The organism is Leifsonia sp. McL0627, from assembly GCF_058244615.1.
This window is the reverse complement of the sequence record NZ_JBZCGM010000003.1, coordinates 436,997-452,266: the sequence shown is the minus strand read 5'-3', so window position 1 is coordinate 452,266 and position 15,270 is coordinate 436,997. Positions and strand designations below refer to the sequence as shown.

The window sequence follows — 15,270 nt, the reverse complement described above, 5'->3', positions numbered from 1 at the left end:
CGTGGTCGTTCTGTCAGCGGTCGAGTCCGGAGGCGGCGAGCCAGTCCGGGTCGAACGCTTTGGTGAGGTAGTTGATGCCGCCGTCCGGCGCGATGGCGACGACCACCGAACCGGGGCGCGCATCCTGTGCGGTGCGCAGGGCGACCGCCACGGCGAGCCCGGAGGACGGCCCGAGCAGCAGTGCCTCCTCGGCGGCGAGCCTGCGCACGGTGTCGTAGACCTCGCGGTCGTCGATCGTGCGCACCTCGTCGAGCACGTCGGCGTCGAAGGTGTGCGGCCACCACTCTCGCGGCCACGCCGAACCGACGCCGTCCACCAGGATGCGCCCTGGCGCTCCGCCCGCGTACGTCGAGCCCACCGGGTTCGCGCCGATCACGCGCACCGCGCCCGCGCTGACGTCTTTCAGGTAGCGGCCGGTGCCGCTGACCGTCCCTCCGGTGCCGATCGAGGCGACGAAGTGCGTCACCGTTCCCGCCGTCTGCCGCCAGACCTCCGGGCCGGTGCTCTGGTAGTGCGCGGCCGGGTTGGCGGCGTTCGCGAACTGTGCAGGACGCCACGAGTCCGGCGTCTCTGCGGCGATCCGGTCGGCGACGGCACGCGGGTTGGCCGGGTCGTCCGGTCCCGCCTCCCAGTCGGCGACGACCAGGCGTGCGCCGTAGGCGGAGAGCACCTTCCGCTTCTCGTCCGAGATGTCTCCGGCGTGCACGATGACGACGGGATGCCCGGTGAGCCGCCCGATCAAAGCCAGGCCGATTCCGGTGTTGCCGCTCGTCGCCTCGATGATCGTCCCGCCCGGCGCGAGCGAGCCGTCAGCCTCCGCCGTGCGGATCATGTTCAGCGCGATGCGGTCCTTCGACGACCCGCCGGGGTTGCGGCCCTCCAGCTTGACGAACACCCGGGAGGCGAGACCGCGCGTCAGCGAGCGCAGCTCCACCACCGGCGTGTTGCCGATGAGGGAGGCGACGCTGTCGAAGGTCTCGCCGACCCGCTCGGCGACTCGCGCGTCTGGTGGCACATCCACGGTGGTCATGCAGAGACCCTAGGCGCGCATCCGGTGCCGACGGGCGGCTGTTGCCGACTGTTACGTCACACGAAGACGCATCAGGCGCCGGTGGCGACCGGCCTTTCGTCGTCGTTCGACCACGCGGAGAACGAGCCGGGATACAACGCCGCCTCGAACCCGGCGACCTCGAGCGCCAAGATCTCGTGCGCGGCCGTCACTCCGGAACCGCAGTAGACGGCGACCGGCGCATCGCTAGTGACGCCGAGCGCCGCGAACCGGTCGATGAGCGCGTCGGCGGGGAGCAGGGTCCCGTCGGGGGCGAGGTTGCCGGCGGTGGGTGCGCTCACCGCTCCGGGGATGTGCCCGGCCCGAGGGTCGACGGGTTCGACCTCGCCGCGGAACCGCTCACCCGCCCGGGCGTCGAGCAGCACACCGTGCTGCGGGAAGGCCGCTGCGCCGTCCGCATCGATCGTCGGCAGGGAGCCGTATTCGACGGTCGCGGTCCCCCGCTCCGGGATGTTCTCCGCCGTCTCGAGCTCTCCACCGGCCGCCCGCCAGGCGGCTAGCCCGCCGTCGAGCAGGCGGACGCTCCCGAAACCGGCGTGGCGGAGCAGCCACCACGCGCGGGCGGCCGAGGTGCCGGAGACGTCGTCGTAGACCACGACGTCGTCGCCGTCGTTCAGTCCCCAGCGCCGAACCGCCTCCTGGAAGTCGGCGAGCTGGGGCAGCGGATGCCGCCCATCCGTCGGCACGCCGTGCCCGGCCAGCTCGGTGTCCAGGTCGACGTATACCGCTCCGGGAATGTGGCCGGCGGCGTATTCCTCGCGGCCCGGAGGGCCGCCCAGCTTCCAGCGCACATCGAGCACCCGCGGAGGAGTGGCTGCGGTCACAGCGTCGGAGAGGTGGTCCGCGTCGATGAGGTGCGTCATGACCTGCATTCTCCTCCATCACCGGCGGAGTAGAGTTTGCGCAGCAAGTCGGAGGTGTCGAAGATGACGAGCTCAGTTGTTCAATCGTTCGAAACGAACGACCTGGACGAGGCGGTCAGAGTCGGCTCCCGCCTGTTCAACGACCATCGCGTCGTGCCACGACATGCCAATGCGTCGTTCTCGTACAGCCTGCGCGCGGCGCAGGTCGGAGCGCTTTCCGTCGGGCAGGTGCAGTACGGCTGCGAGGTCTCGGTGGACATCGACGGGGTCGACGACAGGTACGCCGCGAGCGTGCCGAGCGCCAGCGTCCTCAACATCCGCACGGGGGCCGTGGAGTACACCTCGACGCCGGACCTGGCGACGATCAGCGGTCCCGCCGACGCCGTGAACGTGCGAGGCTGGGCGGTCGACGGCGACATCCTCTCGATGGTGTGGTTCAACCGGCGCGCCCTCGAAGCGGACCTCGGGCGCCTCCTCGGCCGCGACGCCCCCGACCTGATCGTCTTCCCCCGCGCCCTCGACCTCCGGAGCGGCCGCGGAGCCGAGTGGTACACATACGCCCGGTCGTTGTTCGAGTCCCTCAATCGCTCCGGCACGCTCACGCTGAACCCGCTCATCGCATCTCAGGTCTCCAGCGTCCTGTCGACCGGGCTGCTCCTGGCCGCCGACCACCCGTTCCGCACAGCACTGGATGCGCCGGCCGCGCCCCAGACGCCGGCCACCGTCCGCCGCGCCGTCCAGTTCATCGACGAGAACGCGCAGACCCCGATCACTGTGCCAGACATCGCCGCCTCCGTCGGAGCGAGCGTCCGCGCGCTCAACCGCGGTTTCCGGGAACACCTCAGCACGAGCCCGCTCGCCTACCTCACCAGGGTCAGGCTGGAGGGGGCGCACCGGGAGCTCGTCGCCGGAGGTGCTGGGCAGTTGTCGGTGTCGCAGATCGCCGCTGCGTGGGGCTTCTACCACTTCGGCCGGTTCGCCGCGCGCTATCGCGAGCAGTACGGGCTCTCGCCGTCCGAGGCGCAGCGCTCGGGCGAGCTGCCGCGCTGAACCGGCCTGAACTCGCTGGGACCGGCCGCGACGCGCCGACGCACGAACGGCGCCAGAGGATCGCTCCCCTGGCGCCGTTCCACGCGGTGCTCGACCTCAGTGGCCGGTCGACGCCTTCGCGTTCGACTCGTACGAGGTGTTGGTGGACTCGAAGAAGTTCACCAGTTCGAGCGTGTCGTTCGCCGTCGCCATCCACTTGGCCGGGTTGGCGACCTTGTACTCCGCTTCGAAGCCGAGCTCTTCGAGTCGACGGTCGGCGAGGTAGCGGACGTACTGGTTGATGTAGTTCGCGTTCAGTCCCAGGATGCCGCCGGGGAGGAGGTCACGGTTGTACTCCTCTTCCATGGCGACCGCATCCAGGATCATCTGACGGATCTCGTTCGCGAACTCGGGCGTCTGCAGGTCCGGGTTCTCTTCGAGCACCGTGAGGATGAGGTTGATGCCGAACTTGAGGTGCAGCGACTCGTCGCGCACCACCCAGTCGATCAGCGAACCGAAGTTGCGCAGCAGGTTCCGCTGACGGAACGACAGCGCCACCATGAAGCCAGAGTAGAACCAGATTCCCTCGAGGATCACGTTGTACGCGACGAGGTTGCGGATGAAGTCCTGCTTGCCCTCGGTCGTCGTGATGTCGAGTGTCTGCTCGGTCATCCGCTTGATGAAGCTGACCTCGAACTCCTCCTTGCGGGCCATCGACGGGATGTCCACGTGGGAGTTGTACGCCTGCTCGCGGTCGATCGGGAACGTCTCCAGGACGTACTCGAACGACATGCAGTGGTTCGCCTCTTCCCACATCTGCTTGGCGAGGTAGAGGTGCGCCTCGGCCGCGTTGATGTATGGATAAACGCCGAACGCGAGAGCCTTGTTCACCAGGAGCTCGTTCGGGTTGAAGTAGCTCATCAGGAAGGTGACGGCGTGACGTTCCTCGTCGGTCATCTTCTTGAAGTCGGCGATGTCCTCGCCGAGCTGGATCTCGTTCGGGAACCACGTGTTCGCAACGGCCTGGTCGTACAGGTCCATCGCCCACTTGTACTTCACCGGCTTGAGAAGCAGGCCCTCTTCGATTCCCGTTCCCAGGATTCCCATCGTGTGTCTTCTCTCTTGTCTCTGGTCAGCCGGCTACTGGCAGGATTCGCACTGCAGGTCGTCCATCGGGTCGACAGGCACGTAGTATTCCTCGATCTTGTTGGTGTTCATTACTTCTCACCACCCGTCGACAGTCCTCCGAAGCCGAAGCCACGGCGAGCCGGTGCTGCGGGAGCCTCTGCCGTCTCGGCCGCTGCGGCGGGGGCGGGGGCGCCTGCTCCGACCGTGGCGAAGCCCTTGCGGCCGCCCGAGATCTCCTCGGCCTTGTTGACCTTGACGGTCGACTGCTCGGCCTGGTGACGCGGCTTCATGTGCAGGTAGTAGGTGGTCTTGACGCCACGCTCCCACGCTGCGTAGTAGATGTCCATCATGTCGCCGATGTCCCTGGTCTCCAGGTACATGTTGCGGCTGATGGCCTGGTCGATCCACTTCTGGGCGCGGGCTGCGACCTCGAGGAACGCGTACGGTGAGAGCTGGAAGCTCGTCTTGAACGCGGCCTTCAGGTCGTCCGGGATCTCGGCGACGTTCTGGATGTCGCCCTGCGAGCGCAGGATCGACTCGCGGGTGGTCTCCCACAGGCCGCGCGCCTGCAGCGCCTCGACCAGGTTGCGGTTGACCTCGAGGAACTTGCCGGACGAGGTCGAGCGGCTGAAGATCTGCGAGAACTGCGGGTCGAAGCCGGGGGTGGTGCCTGCGACCAGGCCGATGGAGGCGGTCGGTGCGATGGCCATGAGGGTCGCGTTGCGCATCCCGCCCTTGACCTTCTCGCGCAGGTGGTCCCAGTCGAGGCGGGTGGTGCGGTTGACCTTGATCGGCACACCGCGGTCGGCCTCGGTGAGGGCGATCGAGTCGAACGGCACGAGGCCCTGCGACCAGCGCGAACCGTCGAAGTTCGGGTATGCGCCGCGCTCCTGCGCCAGGTCGGCGCTCTCGTCGATGGCCGCGTAGGAGACGTGCTCCATGATCTCGTCGATCAGGTCGTACGCCTCTTCGGACTCGTAGCTGAAGCCGAGTCGCTCGACGATGTCGGTGAAGCCCATGACGCCCAGGCCGATGGCGCGGTTCTGCTGGTTGGAGAAGTCGGCCTCGTCGACACTGGAGATCGTGATGTCGATCAGGTTGTCGAGCTGGCGGACGGCGCTGCGGGCGCTCTCCTCGATGCGGGCCCAGTCCATCTTGCCGTCTACCAGGTGACGCGACAGGTTGATCGACGCCAGGTTGCAGACGGAGACGTTGTCGCGGTCCTGCGGCAGCGTGATCTCGGTGCAGAGGTTGGACAGGTGGATCGTGCCGGTGTTGTTGTTGAGGGCACGGTTGTTGATGGTGTCCTTCCAGGTCAGCCACGGGTGGCTGGTGGTCTGGAGGCTCATCAGGATGTCCTTGAACTGCGAGCGAGCGCTGATCTTCTTGAACATGTGCAGGCGGCCGGCCTCGGCCTCGCCCACGTAGAACGCGTAGCGGTCGGAGAACGCCTTGCCGTACAGCTCGTTGAGGTCGGAGACCTCCAGCGGGTCGAAGAGGTACCAGTCGCCGTCGTTCTGCACGCGCTTCATGAACTCGTCGCTGATCCACACGGCCGTGTTGGCGGTGCGGGTGCGGCGGTACGGGTCGCCGGAGTTCTGGCGGAGGTCGAGGAACTCCGGGAAGTCCATGTGCCAGTTCTCCATGTAGAAGCAGAGGGCGCCGAACTTCTTTCCACCGCGGCTGACCGCGCGCAGCACGGAGTCGATCGTGTGCATGAACGGGATGGGGCCGGTGGAGGTGGTGTTGTTGGAGCGGATGGGCGAGCCCTGGGCGCGCAGCTTGGTGACGGAGAGGCCGATGCCGCCCGTTCCCTTGGTGAGCCACATGACGTCGCGCACGCTCTTGGCGATGTGCTCGATGTCGTCCTGCATCTCCATGACGAAGCAGTTGGAGAGCTGCGGGTATGCGGTGCCCGCGTTGACGAGGGTGGATCCCGCCGCGAGGTATTCGAGCTTCGACATCTTGTCGTAGAACCCGAGAGCGTGGGAGGTGGGGTCTGCCTCGTTGAGGGACAGGCCCATCGCGATGCGCATCCAGAAGTACTGCGGCACCTCGAGGGTCTCGCCGTTGCGGGCCTTGATGCCGTAGCGGTTGTTCAGCGTGACGACGCCGATGTACTTGAGCAGCTCGTCACGCGACGGGTCGAGGTACCCGGCCAGGCGGTCGAGGTCGAAGAGGTCGGTGAAGCGCGGGTCGAGCAGCTGCTCGGAGACGCCGCGCTCGATGTAGGCACGGAAGTGGCCGGTGTGCAGCGAGACGAGCTCGTCGTGGCCCTCGTAGTCGCCGAGCACGCGCTTGTAGATCGTCTTGAGCAGGAGACGCGCGGCGACGGTGTCGAACGCCGGGTCGTCTTTGACGTTCTGCAGGGCGACCTGGATGACCGCCTCGTCGAGCTGCTGGGTCGTGATGCCGTCGAACAGCGTCAGCTCGAGCTCGCTGGCGATCTGGGTGACCCAGGTGATGTTCTCGTCGAGACCCTGCGCCGCCGACTCGATGGCCAGGTTGATCTTGTTCGCGTCGTACGGCTCCCTCTCGCCGTTGCGCTTCACGACCGTGATTGCCACTTTCTCTCCCTCTTACTGGGCCGCTCTGCCTGAGCGGCGAAGTCTGTTGCGTTCCCCGCGAGCGCGCACGGCGCGCTCGCAAAACCCCTTGTCACGACCGAAATCCGCTGGCGGAGACCCGCAGTGCGTTTCGGCGTGTGACCACTATATAGCGGGGTGCCGACATTTATCGAACCCCATATCTAGTGGGCGTGTCATCCACAGGTGTGGACAAGTTATGCACTTATCCACAGGCCGCGAGACCCCTTGGCGAACGCCGTCCCACCGATAGACTTGACCTCTTGTGAGCACGTATTCGAGCCTTCTCAAGACGCCGGGCGTCTCGCGGATCATCGCTGCCCAGCTGCTGGCCAGGTTCCCGTTCGGGATGCTCTCGCTCGCCTTCCTCCTGCACATCGAGCACGTGCACCACTCCTACGGAGCCGCCGGACTCGTGCTCGGCGCCATGAGCATCGGCCAGGCCATCGCCGGTCCGATGACGAGCAGGCTGATGGGCGTGCTCGGGATGCGCGTGGTCCTGTGGACGACGCTCATCCTGTGCGCCGTGGCCGTGGCCGCGATCGGCGTCCTCGTCATGCCGATCCCGGTCACCATGGCCGTGGCGTTCTTCGCGGGGCTCAGCATGCCGCCCATCCAGCCGGCCGTGCGCACCATCTATCCCAAGATGGTCAACTCGCGCCAGCTCACCCCGCTGTTCTCACTCGACGCGTCCGCACAGGAGATCATCTGGATCGCCGGTCCTGTTGCCATCACGTTCGTGGCGACCCAGATCGGCACGATGCAGGGCATCCTGATGTCGGTGGCGATCATGCTGCTCGGCGGCCTGTGGTTCATCTCGTCGCCCGAGGTGGGCCGGGTGCGCATCCCGCGCAGCAAGCGCCGGTTCGGCGTGGTGCTCGCGCGTCCTCCCGTGCTGCTGGCGACCGTGGTCGGCTTTCTGCTGATCGGCTCGTGCGCCGCGATCGAGGCGGGCGTCGTCGCCAACTTCGGCGAGGGATCCCCGTTCGCCGGCATCGTGCTGGCGATCTGGTCGCTCGGCTCCCTGGTCGGCGGCCTCGCGTTCGGGCACGTGCCGATCGGGCCGTGGGCGACGGCGCGTCGCATGTTCATCGTCTTCGTCGGAGTCGTCATCTCCACGTTCATGCTCGGCTCCTGGTGGGGCCTCTCGCTCACGCTCATCATCGCCGGGCTCGGCATCGCGCCCGCCCTGGCCGTGCTGTTCGCGATCGTCTCGGCGAGCGTCAAGTTCTCCGACACGGCGGAGGCGTACGGCTGGGTCGGCACCGGTCAGCTGATCGGCGCGGCGCTCGGCTCGGCCCTCGCGGGCTTCCTGATCGACGGCAGCGGGGCGATCGGCGCATTCTGGGTGGCCGGGGTGTTCGCCCTGCTCGGCTTCATCGTGCCGGCGCTCGCCCACCGCATCCACCCGGATCTGCGCGGCAGGGACGCCTCCCCCATCCCGGACACCGAGCCGGTGCCCGTCCAGCCGTCCTGACGGCCGACCCCCAGAACGACTGAACGGCTGAGCAGTTGAGCGGCTGAGCAGCGCTACCAGCGCGGGTGGACGGCGGCGCGGAAGCGACGGTCGTAGATGTCGCGGACGGCCGCCTCGAACGGCGCGCCGAGCGCCTCGGCCGAACCGGCGGCCGCGTTGGCGCGCGCCTGCTCGGGCGAACGGGCGCCGGGGATGACCGAGGAGACGCCGTCCTGCTGCGCCACCCAGGCGAGCGCGGCCTGCGCGGGCGTCAGCCCGGACGGCACGAGCGCCGCGAACTCGCGCGCGGCGCCGACGCCGGTCTCGAAGTCGACGCCCGAGAAGGTCTCCCCCACGTCGAACGCCTCTCCATGCCTGTTGTACGTGCGGTGGTCGTCCGGCGCGAAGACGGTGTCCGCCGTGTACCGGCCGCTCAGCAGCCCGGAAGCGAGAGGCACCCTGGCGATGATGCCGACGCCGGCCTCGCGCGCGGCGGGGAGCACCGCATCCAGTGGCTTCAGCCGGAACGCGTTCAGGATGATCTGCACGGTCGCCGTGCCGGGACGCGCGATGGCGGCCAGGGCTTCGTCGCAGGTCTCGACGCTGACGCCGTAGTTCGCGATCGCGCCGTCGGCGACGAGTGTGTCGAGGGCGTCGTAGACCGCGTCGCTGCTGAGCACCGGCGTCGGCGGGCAGTGCAGCTGCACTAGGTCGAGCGTGTCGACGCCGAGATTCGCGCGCGAGCGGTCCGTCCACTCGCGGAACTTCGCGAGGGTGAAGTTGTCCGCGTCCTGCGCCTCTCGGCGCCCCATCTTGGTGGCGACCGTCAACGGCACCTCCGGATGCGCGGCCCGGTATGCGCCGATGATCCGTTCGCTGCGCCCGTCGCCGTAGACGTCCGCCGTGTCGAAGAAGGTGACGCCGGCCTCCACTGCGGCATCCAGGACGGCGTGGGCGTCCGCCTCGCTGACGTCCCCCCAGTCCGCTCCGAGCTGCCAGGTGCCGAGTCCGATGACGGAGACCGTGCGGCCCGTCCTGCCGAGTGTGCGCTGTTGCATCCAGCCAGGCTAGCGAACGAGTGGTCCCGAATTGCCGTGCGGCGGGGGCGCGCACGGCAATTCGGGACCACTCGATGCCTGGCACGAGACGCGGGAGGCGGGCAGGGTCACCCGCAGGCGGCCGCGACCACGCGCGCCATCCGCTTCCGGATGATGTGGTCGTTCGCCTCCACCTTGTGCATGGTGACGTGCCGCATCGACTCGACCACCGCGAGGCTCCCCGGCGCGATGAAGGCGTCCAGCGTGCCGTAGACCACCTCGACCGGCACCCGCACCCTCGCCAGGTCGCTCACGACGGTCTGCGACTCGATGCAGTGCTCCAGCGAGAGGACGAACGGCGTCCAGTTCTTCTCGGTGACCTCGAAGACGCCCTTGATCGGGAGCAGCCTGGCCAGGACGCCGGCGTTGCGGATCGTGAACTCCTTGTTGCTGCGGAGAAACTCGTATGCGCGGAGGTACGCGCTGACCCTGCTGCGCACCCGCCGATCGCCGATCTCCGCAGGCGACCCGTAGATCGGCAGGCCGACGAGCACGAGCCGAGACAGCCCCTCCGGATGCACGGCGGCGTACCGCGAGACGATCAGGGCTCCGAGCGAGTGGCCGACCAGGACGAACGGATGCGCGATCTTCAGCGACCGCAGCGTCTCGTGCAGGGCGGCGACGTGCTCCTCCAGCGTGTACGTCGCATCCGGGGGCGTCGGCGAGCGCCCGAAGCCGAGGATGTCGATCGAGATCACCCGGTGGGCCGGTTCGAGCAGCGGCACCAGGTTCTGGAAGGTGACAGACGACGACGCGATGCCGTGCACCAGCACGACGACCGGCCCGTCGCCTTCGTCGCCCGCGACGTGCAGCAGCGGGGCGCGGTGGAACAGCCGCCCGAACGCGTCCGTCAGTCGCCCCATGCCCCCACCCTCTCACCACGCTGCCCCCGGTGCGGCCACCACGCGGGCAGCACGAGGTCGAGCACGCCGAGCAGCGCATCCACATTCCGGGGGCGGGGGCTGTCGAGCCAGACGTCGATGCCGCCGATGATGCCGTCGGCGAGGTAGCGGGTGATCATCCGGCGCTCGGCGGGAATCGTGGAGGGGACCGTGACGCTGTGCTGGTCGATCAGCAGCTCGATCGAGCCCTGGAAGTGGCTGCTCAGCATCGCCTGCAGGCTTGCGGAGCCGCTGTCGGCGCCGAGGCCGCGCCGGTAGATCGCGTCGTGCCGGTCGACGTGCACGAGCACGCCGCGGGTGACGCCCTCGACGGCCTGGAGCGCGTCGTCCGGCTCGACGCCGACCAGGTAGTCGGCGCGGAGCACGTCGAGCTCGGTGCGCAACACGTTCTGCAGCAGCTCAACGGGAGAGGGGGCGTAGACGTACACCGTCGACCGATGCACACCGGCGGTTCGGGCGAGCTCGGAGACGGTGACCTCGGTCACGGGACGCTCGGTGGCGAGCTCCAGGATGGCCGCGCTCAGGCGCGCGATCGTCTTCTCTTGGCGGGCATCCATGTTTCGATCGTACAATCGAGCTATCCGACATGTGTTGGATAACTGAAAGGAGATTCACCCATGGCTCAGTACGACGTCGCAGGCCGTTCCGCGATCGTGACAGGAGGAGGCTCCGGCATCGGGCGCGCGGTCGCGCTCACGCTGGCCGCCAGTGGGGCAGCGGTGCTCGTCACCGACCTCAACGAGACCAACGCCAACGCGGTCGTCGGCGAGATCCAGGCGGCGGGCGGCACGGCAGCCGCCCTCATCGGAGACGTGACGGACCCCGAATTCGCCGTCGCCAGCGTCGCGGCCGCGAACGAGCTCGCCCCGCTGCGCATCGCCGTCAACAACGCCGGCATCGGCGGAGAGGCCGCGAAGGTCGGCGAATACTCGCTGGACAGCTGGCGCAAGGTCATCGAGATCAACCTCAACGCCGTGTTCTACTCGATGCGCCCGCAGCTCGACGCGATCGGCGCCAACGGCGGAGGATCCATCGTCAACATGGCCTCCATCCTCGGCAGCGTCGGCTTCGCCAACTCGTCGGCCTACGTCACTGCCAAGCACGCGCTGCTCGGTCTCACCCAGAACGCCGCCATCGAGTACGCCGACCAGAAGGTGCGCGTCACCGCCGTCGGTCCCGGCTTCATCAAGACCCCGCTCGTCGAGTCGGCGATGGATGCGGACGCCCTGCACTTCCTGGAGTCGAAGCACGCCCTCGGCCGCCTCGGCGAGCCGGAGGAAGTGGCGGCGCTCGTGGCGTTCCTCGCCTCCGACGCGGCCAGCTTCATCACCGGCAGCTACCACCTGGTCGACGGCGGATACACCGCTCAGTAATCCGCCCCGTGATCCGCCCGATACTGCGGGCAGGTCGCCCCTGCGCGCCCGGTCGCGCTCCCCTAGGCTGGGGAGCGTGACCGAGCACATCCCGTTGCTGAGCGACGAGCTGCTGGAGCGCATCCGCTCCCGCGCCGCCGGATACGACGCCGCGAACGCCTTCTTCGCCGACGACTTCGCCGAGCTGGTCGGCGCCGGCTATCTGAAAGCCCTGGTGCCCGTCGAGTTCGGCGGCCTGGGGCTCACGCTCCAGCAGGTCGCCCGCGAGCAGGTGCGGCTCGCCGGGGCGGCGCCCGCGACCGCGCTGGCCGTCAACATGCACCTCGTCTGGACCGGCGTGGCCAAGGTCCTGCACGACCGGGGCGACGCCTCCACCGATTTCGTGCTGCGCGACGCCGGAGCAGGCGAGGTGTTCGCCTTCGGGTTGAGCGAGGCGGGCAACGACCTCGTCCTGTTCGGCTCGACCACGGATGCACGCCCGCAGGACGACGGCTCGTACCGCTTCCACGGCACCAAGATCTTCACCTCCCTCTCCCCCGCCTGGACCCGCCTCGGCACGATGGGCCTCGACAGCACCAGCGCAGACGCGCCCAAGATCGTCTACGGCTTCATCGACCGCGACGGCGGCGGCTTCAGCATCCGGGACGACTGGAACACCATCGGGATGCGCGCCAGCCAGTCCAACACGACCGTGCTCGACGGCGCGAGGTCGCCCGCCGACCGCATCATCCGGCGTCTCGACCCCGGCCCCAATCCGGACTCGCTCGTGTTCGCGATCTTCGCCACCTTCGAGGTCCTGCTCGCCGCCGTCTACACCGGCATCGGCGCCCGCGCCCTCGACCTCGCTGTCGCCGCAGCGCACCGACGCACCAGCCTCAAGAACGACGGCCGCAGCTACGCGAACGACCCGGACATCCGGTGGCGGGTGGCCGACGCCGCCATCGCCCAGGATGCGCTGCTCCCCCAGCTCGACGCCGTCGCCCGGGATGTGGACGAGCTCGCCGACCACGGGGCCCAGTGTTTCCCGAAACTGGTCGGCCTGAAGGTGCGGGCGACCGAGACCGCACGGCAGGTGGTCGACCAGGCCATCCGGGTGTCCGGTGGTTCGACGTACTTCGCCGGGAACGAGCTGGGGCGGCTGTACCGCGACGTGCTCGCCGGGATCTTCCACCCGTCCGACGACGAGTCGGCGCACTCCACCGTTGCGAACGCGTGGCTCGGCCCGGCCGAATAGCCGCCACGAATTGACGCCGCCGCGTACGAACACCGCCGTGTATGAAGCGTATGAAAGGGAACGAATGAAGCAGATCACCGCCGACGACTTCGCCGACCGCCTGAAGCGCGGGGCAGCGAGTGCCGCGGCCGCCGGGTTCGACGGCCTGCTGATCGCGCCGGGTCCCGACCTCGCGTACTTCGCCGACTACCTGCCGATCGCCACCACCGAACGCATCACCCTGCTGGTGATCCCCGCCGACGGCGACCCCACCATGATCGTCCCGATCCTGGAGCACGACAGCGCGGCGGACACGCGCGCGGCCGAGGCCATCCGGATCGTGGACTGGTCGGACGGCACGGACGAATACGTCACCACCGCCGCGCTGCTGCGCGCCGACGGTCGCTATGCGATCTCCGACGCCGCCTGGGCGATGCACCTGCTCGCACTGCAGCAGAAGCTCCCGGAGGCGCGGTTCGAGTCGATCTCGCACGCGCTGCCCATGCTGCGCGCCGTCAAGGGCGCCGACGAGATCGACAGGCTCGCCGCCGCGGGCGCCGCCGCCGACGCGACCTTCGAGGACATCCTGGCCGTGAGGTTCGCCGGTCGCACGGAGAACGAGGTCGCCGCCGACCTCGCCGCACTGCTGCGCGAGCACGGTCACTCGCAGGTCGACTTCACGGTGGTCGGCAGCGGCCCGAACGGCGCGAACCCGCACCACGAGGCGGGCGAGCGCACCATCCAGACCGGCGACATGGTCGTCCTCGACTTCGGCGGCATCATGGACGGCTACGGCTCGGACACGACCCGCACCGTCCACGTCGGCGAGCCGACCGACGAGGAGCACGAGGTTTTCGAGGTCGTGAAGCGCGCCCAGCAGGCCGCGTTCGAGGCCGTCGCCGTCGGCGTCGCCTGCCAGGAGATCGACCGGGCCGCCCGCGCGGTGATCGCGGATGCCGGGTATGGCGAGTACTTCATCCACCGGGTCGGCCACGGCATCGGCATGACCACGCACGAGCCGCCGTACATGGTGGAGGGCGAGGAGCGGCCGATCGAGGCAGGGATGTGCTTCTCGATCGAGCCGGGGATCTACCTGCCCGGCCGGTTCGGCGTGCGGATCGAGGACATCGTCGTCGCCACCGAGACCGGGGCGCAGCGGCTCAACAACACCAGCCGCGAGCTGCACATCGTCCAGTGACCACGGCGACTCGCATCCTCAGCCCGGCCGACACCGTCCGGCTGCGGGCCCTGCGCAGGATGAAGCTGATCGCCACCGGCCTGTTCGTGCTGATGGCCCTGGTCTTCGTGATCGCGTTCTCGCTTCAGGGCAGCATCCCGTGGCTGGGCTATGTGCGCGCGGCGGCCGAGGGCGGCATGGTGGGCGCGCTGGCCGACTGGTTCGCGGTGACGGCACTGTTCCGCCGCCCGCTCGGACTGCCCATCCCGCACACCGCGATCATCCCGAATCGGAAGGACGAGATCGGCGCGAGCCTCGGCGAGTTCGTGGAGACCAACTTCCTCTCGGATGAGGTTGTGTCAGGCAAGCTCTCCTCGATCGACATCGCGGGGGCGCTCGGCACCTGGGTGTCGAAGCCGCAGAACGCCCGCCGGATCGTCGGCGAGGCGTCGACCGCCGCGCGCGGGCTCGCAACGATGCTCGACGACGAGACGATGCGCGACGCCATCGAAGCCATCGCCCGCAAGCACCTGATCGACCCGGAGTGGGCGCCGCCGGTCGGCCGGCTCGGCGCGCGCGTCCTGGCCTCCGGTGGGCACCACGAGGCGGTCGACCTGCTGATCGACCGCCTGGACGAGTGGATGGCGGCCAACCCGGATGCGTTCGGCGCGGTCGTCTCGGCGCGGCTGCCGTCTTGGCTGCCGTCGTTCGTCGACCGCCTGGTGGACGACCGCGTGTACACGGAGGTGCGGCGGTTCCTCGGCGATGTGCGGGCCGACCCGGACCACAAACTCCGGATCGCCATCGACGGCTACCTCGCCGAGCTGGTCGACCGGCTGCAGCACGACCCCGCGACGATCGCCAAGCTGGAGTCCGCGAAGCACAACGCCTTCGACGACCCGCGGGTCAGGGAGCTGGCGGCCTCCGCGTGGGAGGCGGCGAAGTCGGCAGCAGTGGATGCGCTGGCCGATCCGGAGAGCGAGCTGCGGCTGCGCGCGGAGGCGGCCGTCGCGGACGCGGGCACCCGCCTCGCCGCCGATCCTGAACTGAGCGCGAAGATGAACACCTGGGTCACCGACGCGGCCGTGCACCTGGTCGCCACATACCGGCACGACATCGCGAGCGTCATCAGCGAGACCGTGACGGCCTGGGACCCGCGGGAGACGACCGAGAAGATCGAGCTGCAGGTGGGCAAGGACCTGCAATTCATCCGGATCAACGGCACCGTGGTCGGCGCACTCGCCGGCGTGGCGATCTTCACGATCGCGACGGCGGTGCTGGCCCTCTGAGCGGGCCCGACTCGTGCGAACGGGGCGGTCGGCGCGCCCTCGACTCGTGCGAAAAGTGCGGTCGCGGCGCGCGTGACCGCACTTTTCGC

13 protein-coding genes are annotated in these 15,270 nt (G+C 68.8%); 6 read left to right on the top strand and 7 right to left on the bottom strand.

Annotated features, from left to right (window positions below; all coding sequences use genetic code 11):
* Window positions 1-13: 13 nt before the first annotated feature.
* On the bottom strand, window positions 14-1,030 hold the full coding sequence (locus AC37TH_RS10410; protein WP_490764283.1) for a PLP-dependent cysteine synthase family protein: 1,017 nt from the start codon (window positions 1,028-1,030) through the stop codon (window positions 14-16).
* A gap of 71 nt (window positions 1,031-1,101) precedes the next feature.
* Entirely contained in the window at window positions 1,102-1,932 is an 831-nt protein-coding gene (locus AC37TH_RS10405) for a sulfurtransferase (RefSeq protein WP_490764282.1), read from the bottom strand.
* A gap of 63 nt (window positions 1,933-1,995) precedes the next feature.
* Here AC37TH_RS10405 and AC37TH_RS10400 point away from each other — a divergent pair, with 63 nt between their 5' ends.
* Window positions 1,996-2,982, top strand: coding sequence for an AraC family transcriptional regulator (locus tag AC37TH_RS10400; protein WP_490764281.1), 987 nt, complete (start codon window positions 1,996-1,998; stop codon window positions 2,980-2,982).
* Window positions 2,983-3,078: 96 nt separating this feature from the next.
* Here the strand turns inward: AC37TH_RS10400 and AC37TH_RS10395 are convergent, their stop codons facing one another.
* Complete coding sequence (locus tag AC37TH_RS10395) at window positions 3,079-4,068, bottom strand: ribonucleotide-diphosphate reductase subunit beta (protein WP_490764280.1); 990 nt, start codon at window positions 4,066-4,068, stop codon at window positions 3,079-3,081.
* 110 nt (window positions 4,069-4,178) lie between these two features.
* Window positions 4,179-6,656, bottom strand: coding sequence for a ribonucleoside-diphosphate reductase subunit alpha (locus AC37TH_RS10390; protein WP_490764279.1), 2,478 nt, complete (start codon window positions 6,654-6,656; stop codon window positions 4,179-4,181).
* A gap of 283 nt (window positions 6,657-6,939) precedes the next feature.
* On the opposite strand from AC37TH_RS10390, the gene AC37TH_RS10385 reads away from it, so the two are divergent.
* Window positions 6,940-8,151, top strand: a complete 1,212-nt coding sequence (locus tag AC37TH_RS10385; RefSeq protein WP_490764278.1) for an MFS transporter — start codon at window positions 6,940-6,942, stop codon at window positions 8,149-8,151.
* Between the two features lie 53 nt (window positions 8,152-8,204).
* Here AC37TH_RS10385 and AC37TH_RS10380 read toward each other — a convergent pair whose 3' ends face one another.
* The 3 genes from AC37TH_RS10380 to AC37TH_RS10370 form a co-directional block, all read right to left on the bottom strand.
* Window positions 8,205-9,188, bottom strand: coding sequence for an aldo/keto reductase (locus AC37TH_RS10380; RefSeq protein ID WP_490764277.1), 984 nt, complete (start codon window positions 9,186-9,188; stop codon window positions 8,205-8,207).
* A gap of 107 nt (window positions 9,189-9,295) precedes the next feature.
* On the bottom strand, window positions 9,296-10,090 hold the full coding sequence (locus AC37TH_RS10375) for an alpha/beta fold hydrolase (protein WP_490764276.1): 795 nt from the start codon (window positions 10,088-10,090) through the stop codon (window positions 9,296-9,298).
* Window positions 10,078-10,686: a TetR/AcrR family transcriptional regulator gene (locus tag AC37TH_RS10370; RefSeq protein WP_490764275.1), complete on the bottom strand. Its 609-nt coding sequence runs from the start codon at window positions 10,684-10,686 to the stop codon at window positions 10,078-10,080. Before AC37TH_RS10370 ends, AC37TH_RS10375 begins: the two co-directional genes overlap by 13 nt.
* 60 nt (window positions 10,687-10,746) lie before the next feature.
* Here AC37TH_RS10370 and AC37TH_RS10365 point away from each other — a divergent pair, with 60 nt between their 5' ends.
* The 4 genes from AC37TH_RS10365 to AC37TH_RS10350 all read left to right on the top strand — a co-directional run bounded on the left by AC37TH_RS10365 (window position 10,747) and on the right by AC37TH_RS10350 (window position 15,181).
* Complete coding sequence (locus tag AC37TH_RS10365) at window positions 10,747-11,502, top strand: SDR family NAD(P)-dependent oxidoreductase (RefSeq protein ID WP_490764274.1); 756 nt, start codon at window positions 10,747-10,749, stop codon at window positions 11,500-11,502.
* Window positions 11,503-11,578: 76 nt separating this feature from the next.
* Window positions 11,579-12,736, top strand: a complete 1,158-nt coding sequence (locus AC37TH_RS10360; RefSeq protein WP_490764273.1) for an acyl-CoA dehydrogenase family protein — start codon at window positions 11,579-11,581, stop codon at window positions 12,734-12,736.
* A gap of 64 nt (window positions 12,737-12,800) precedes the next feature.
* Window positions 12,801-13,913 (top strand): aminopeptidase P family protein, encoded by a 1,113-nt coding sequence (locus AC37TH_RS10355; RefSeq protein WP_490764272.1) that lies wholly within the window; start codon window positions 12,801-12,803, stop codon window positions 13,911-13,913.
* Window positions 13,910-15,181 carry a DUF445 domain-containing protein gene (locus tag AC37TH_RS10350; protein ID WP_490764271.1) on the top strand — a complete coding sequence of 424 codons (1,272 nt, stop codon included), beginning with the start codon at window positions 13,910-13,912 and terminating at the stop codon, window positions 15,179-15,181. The genes AC37TH_RS10355 and AC37TH_RS10350 overlap by 4 nt, the downstream gene beginning before the upstream one ends.
* Window positions 15,182-15,270 lie beyond the last annotated feature (89 nt).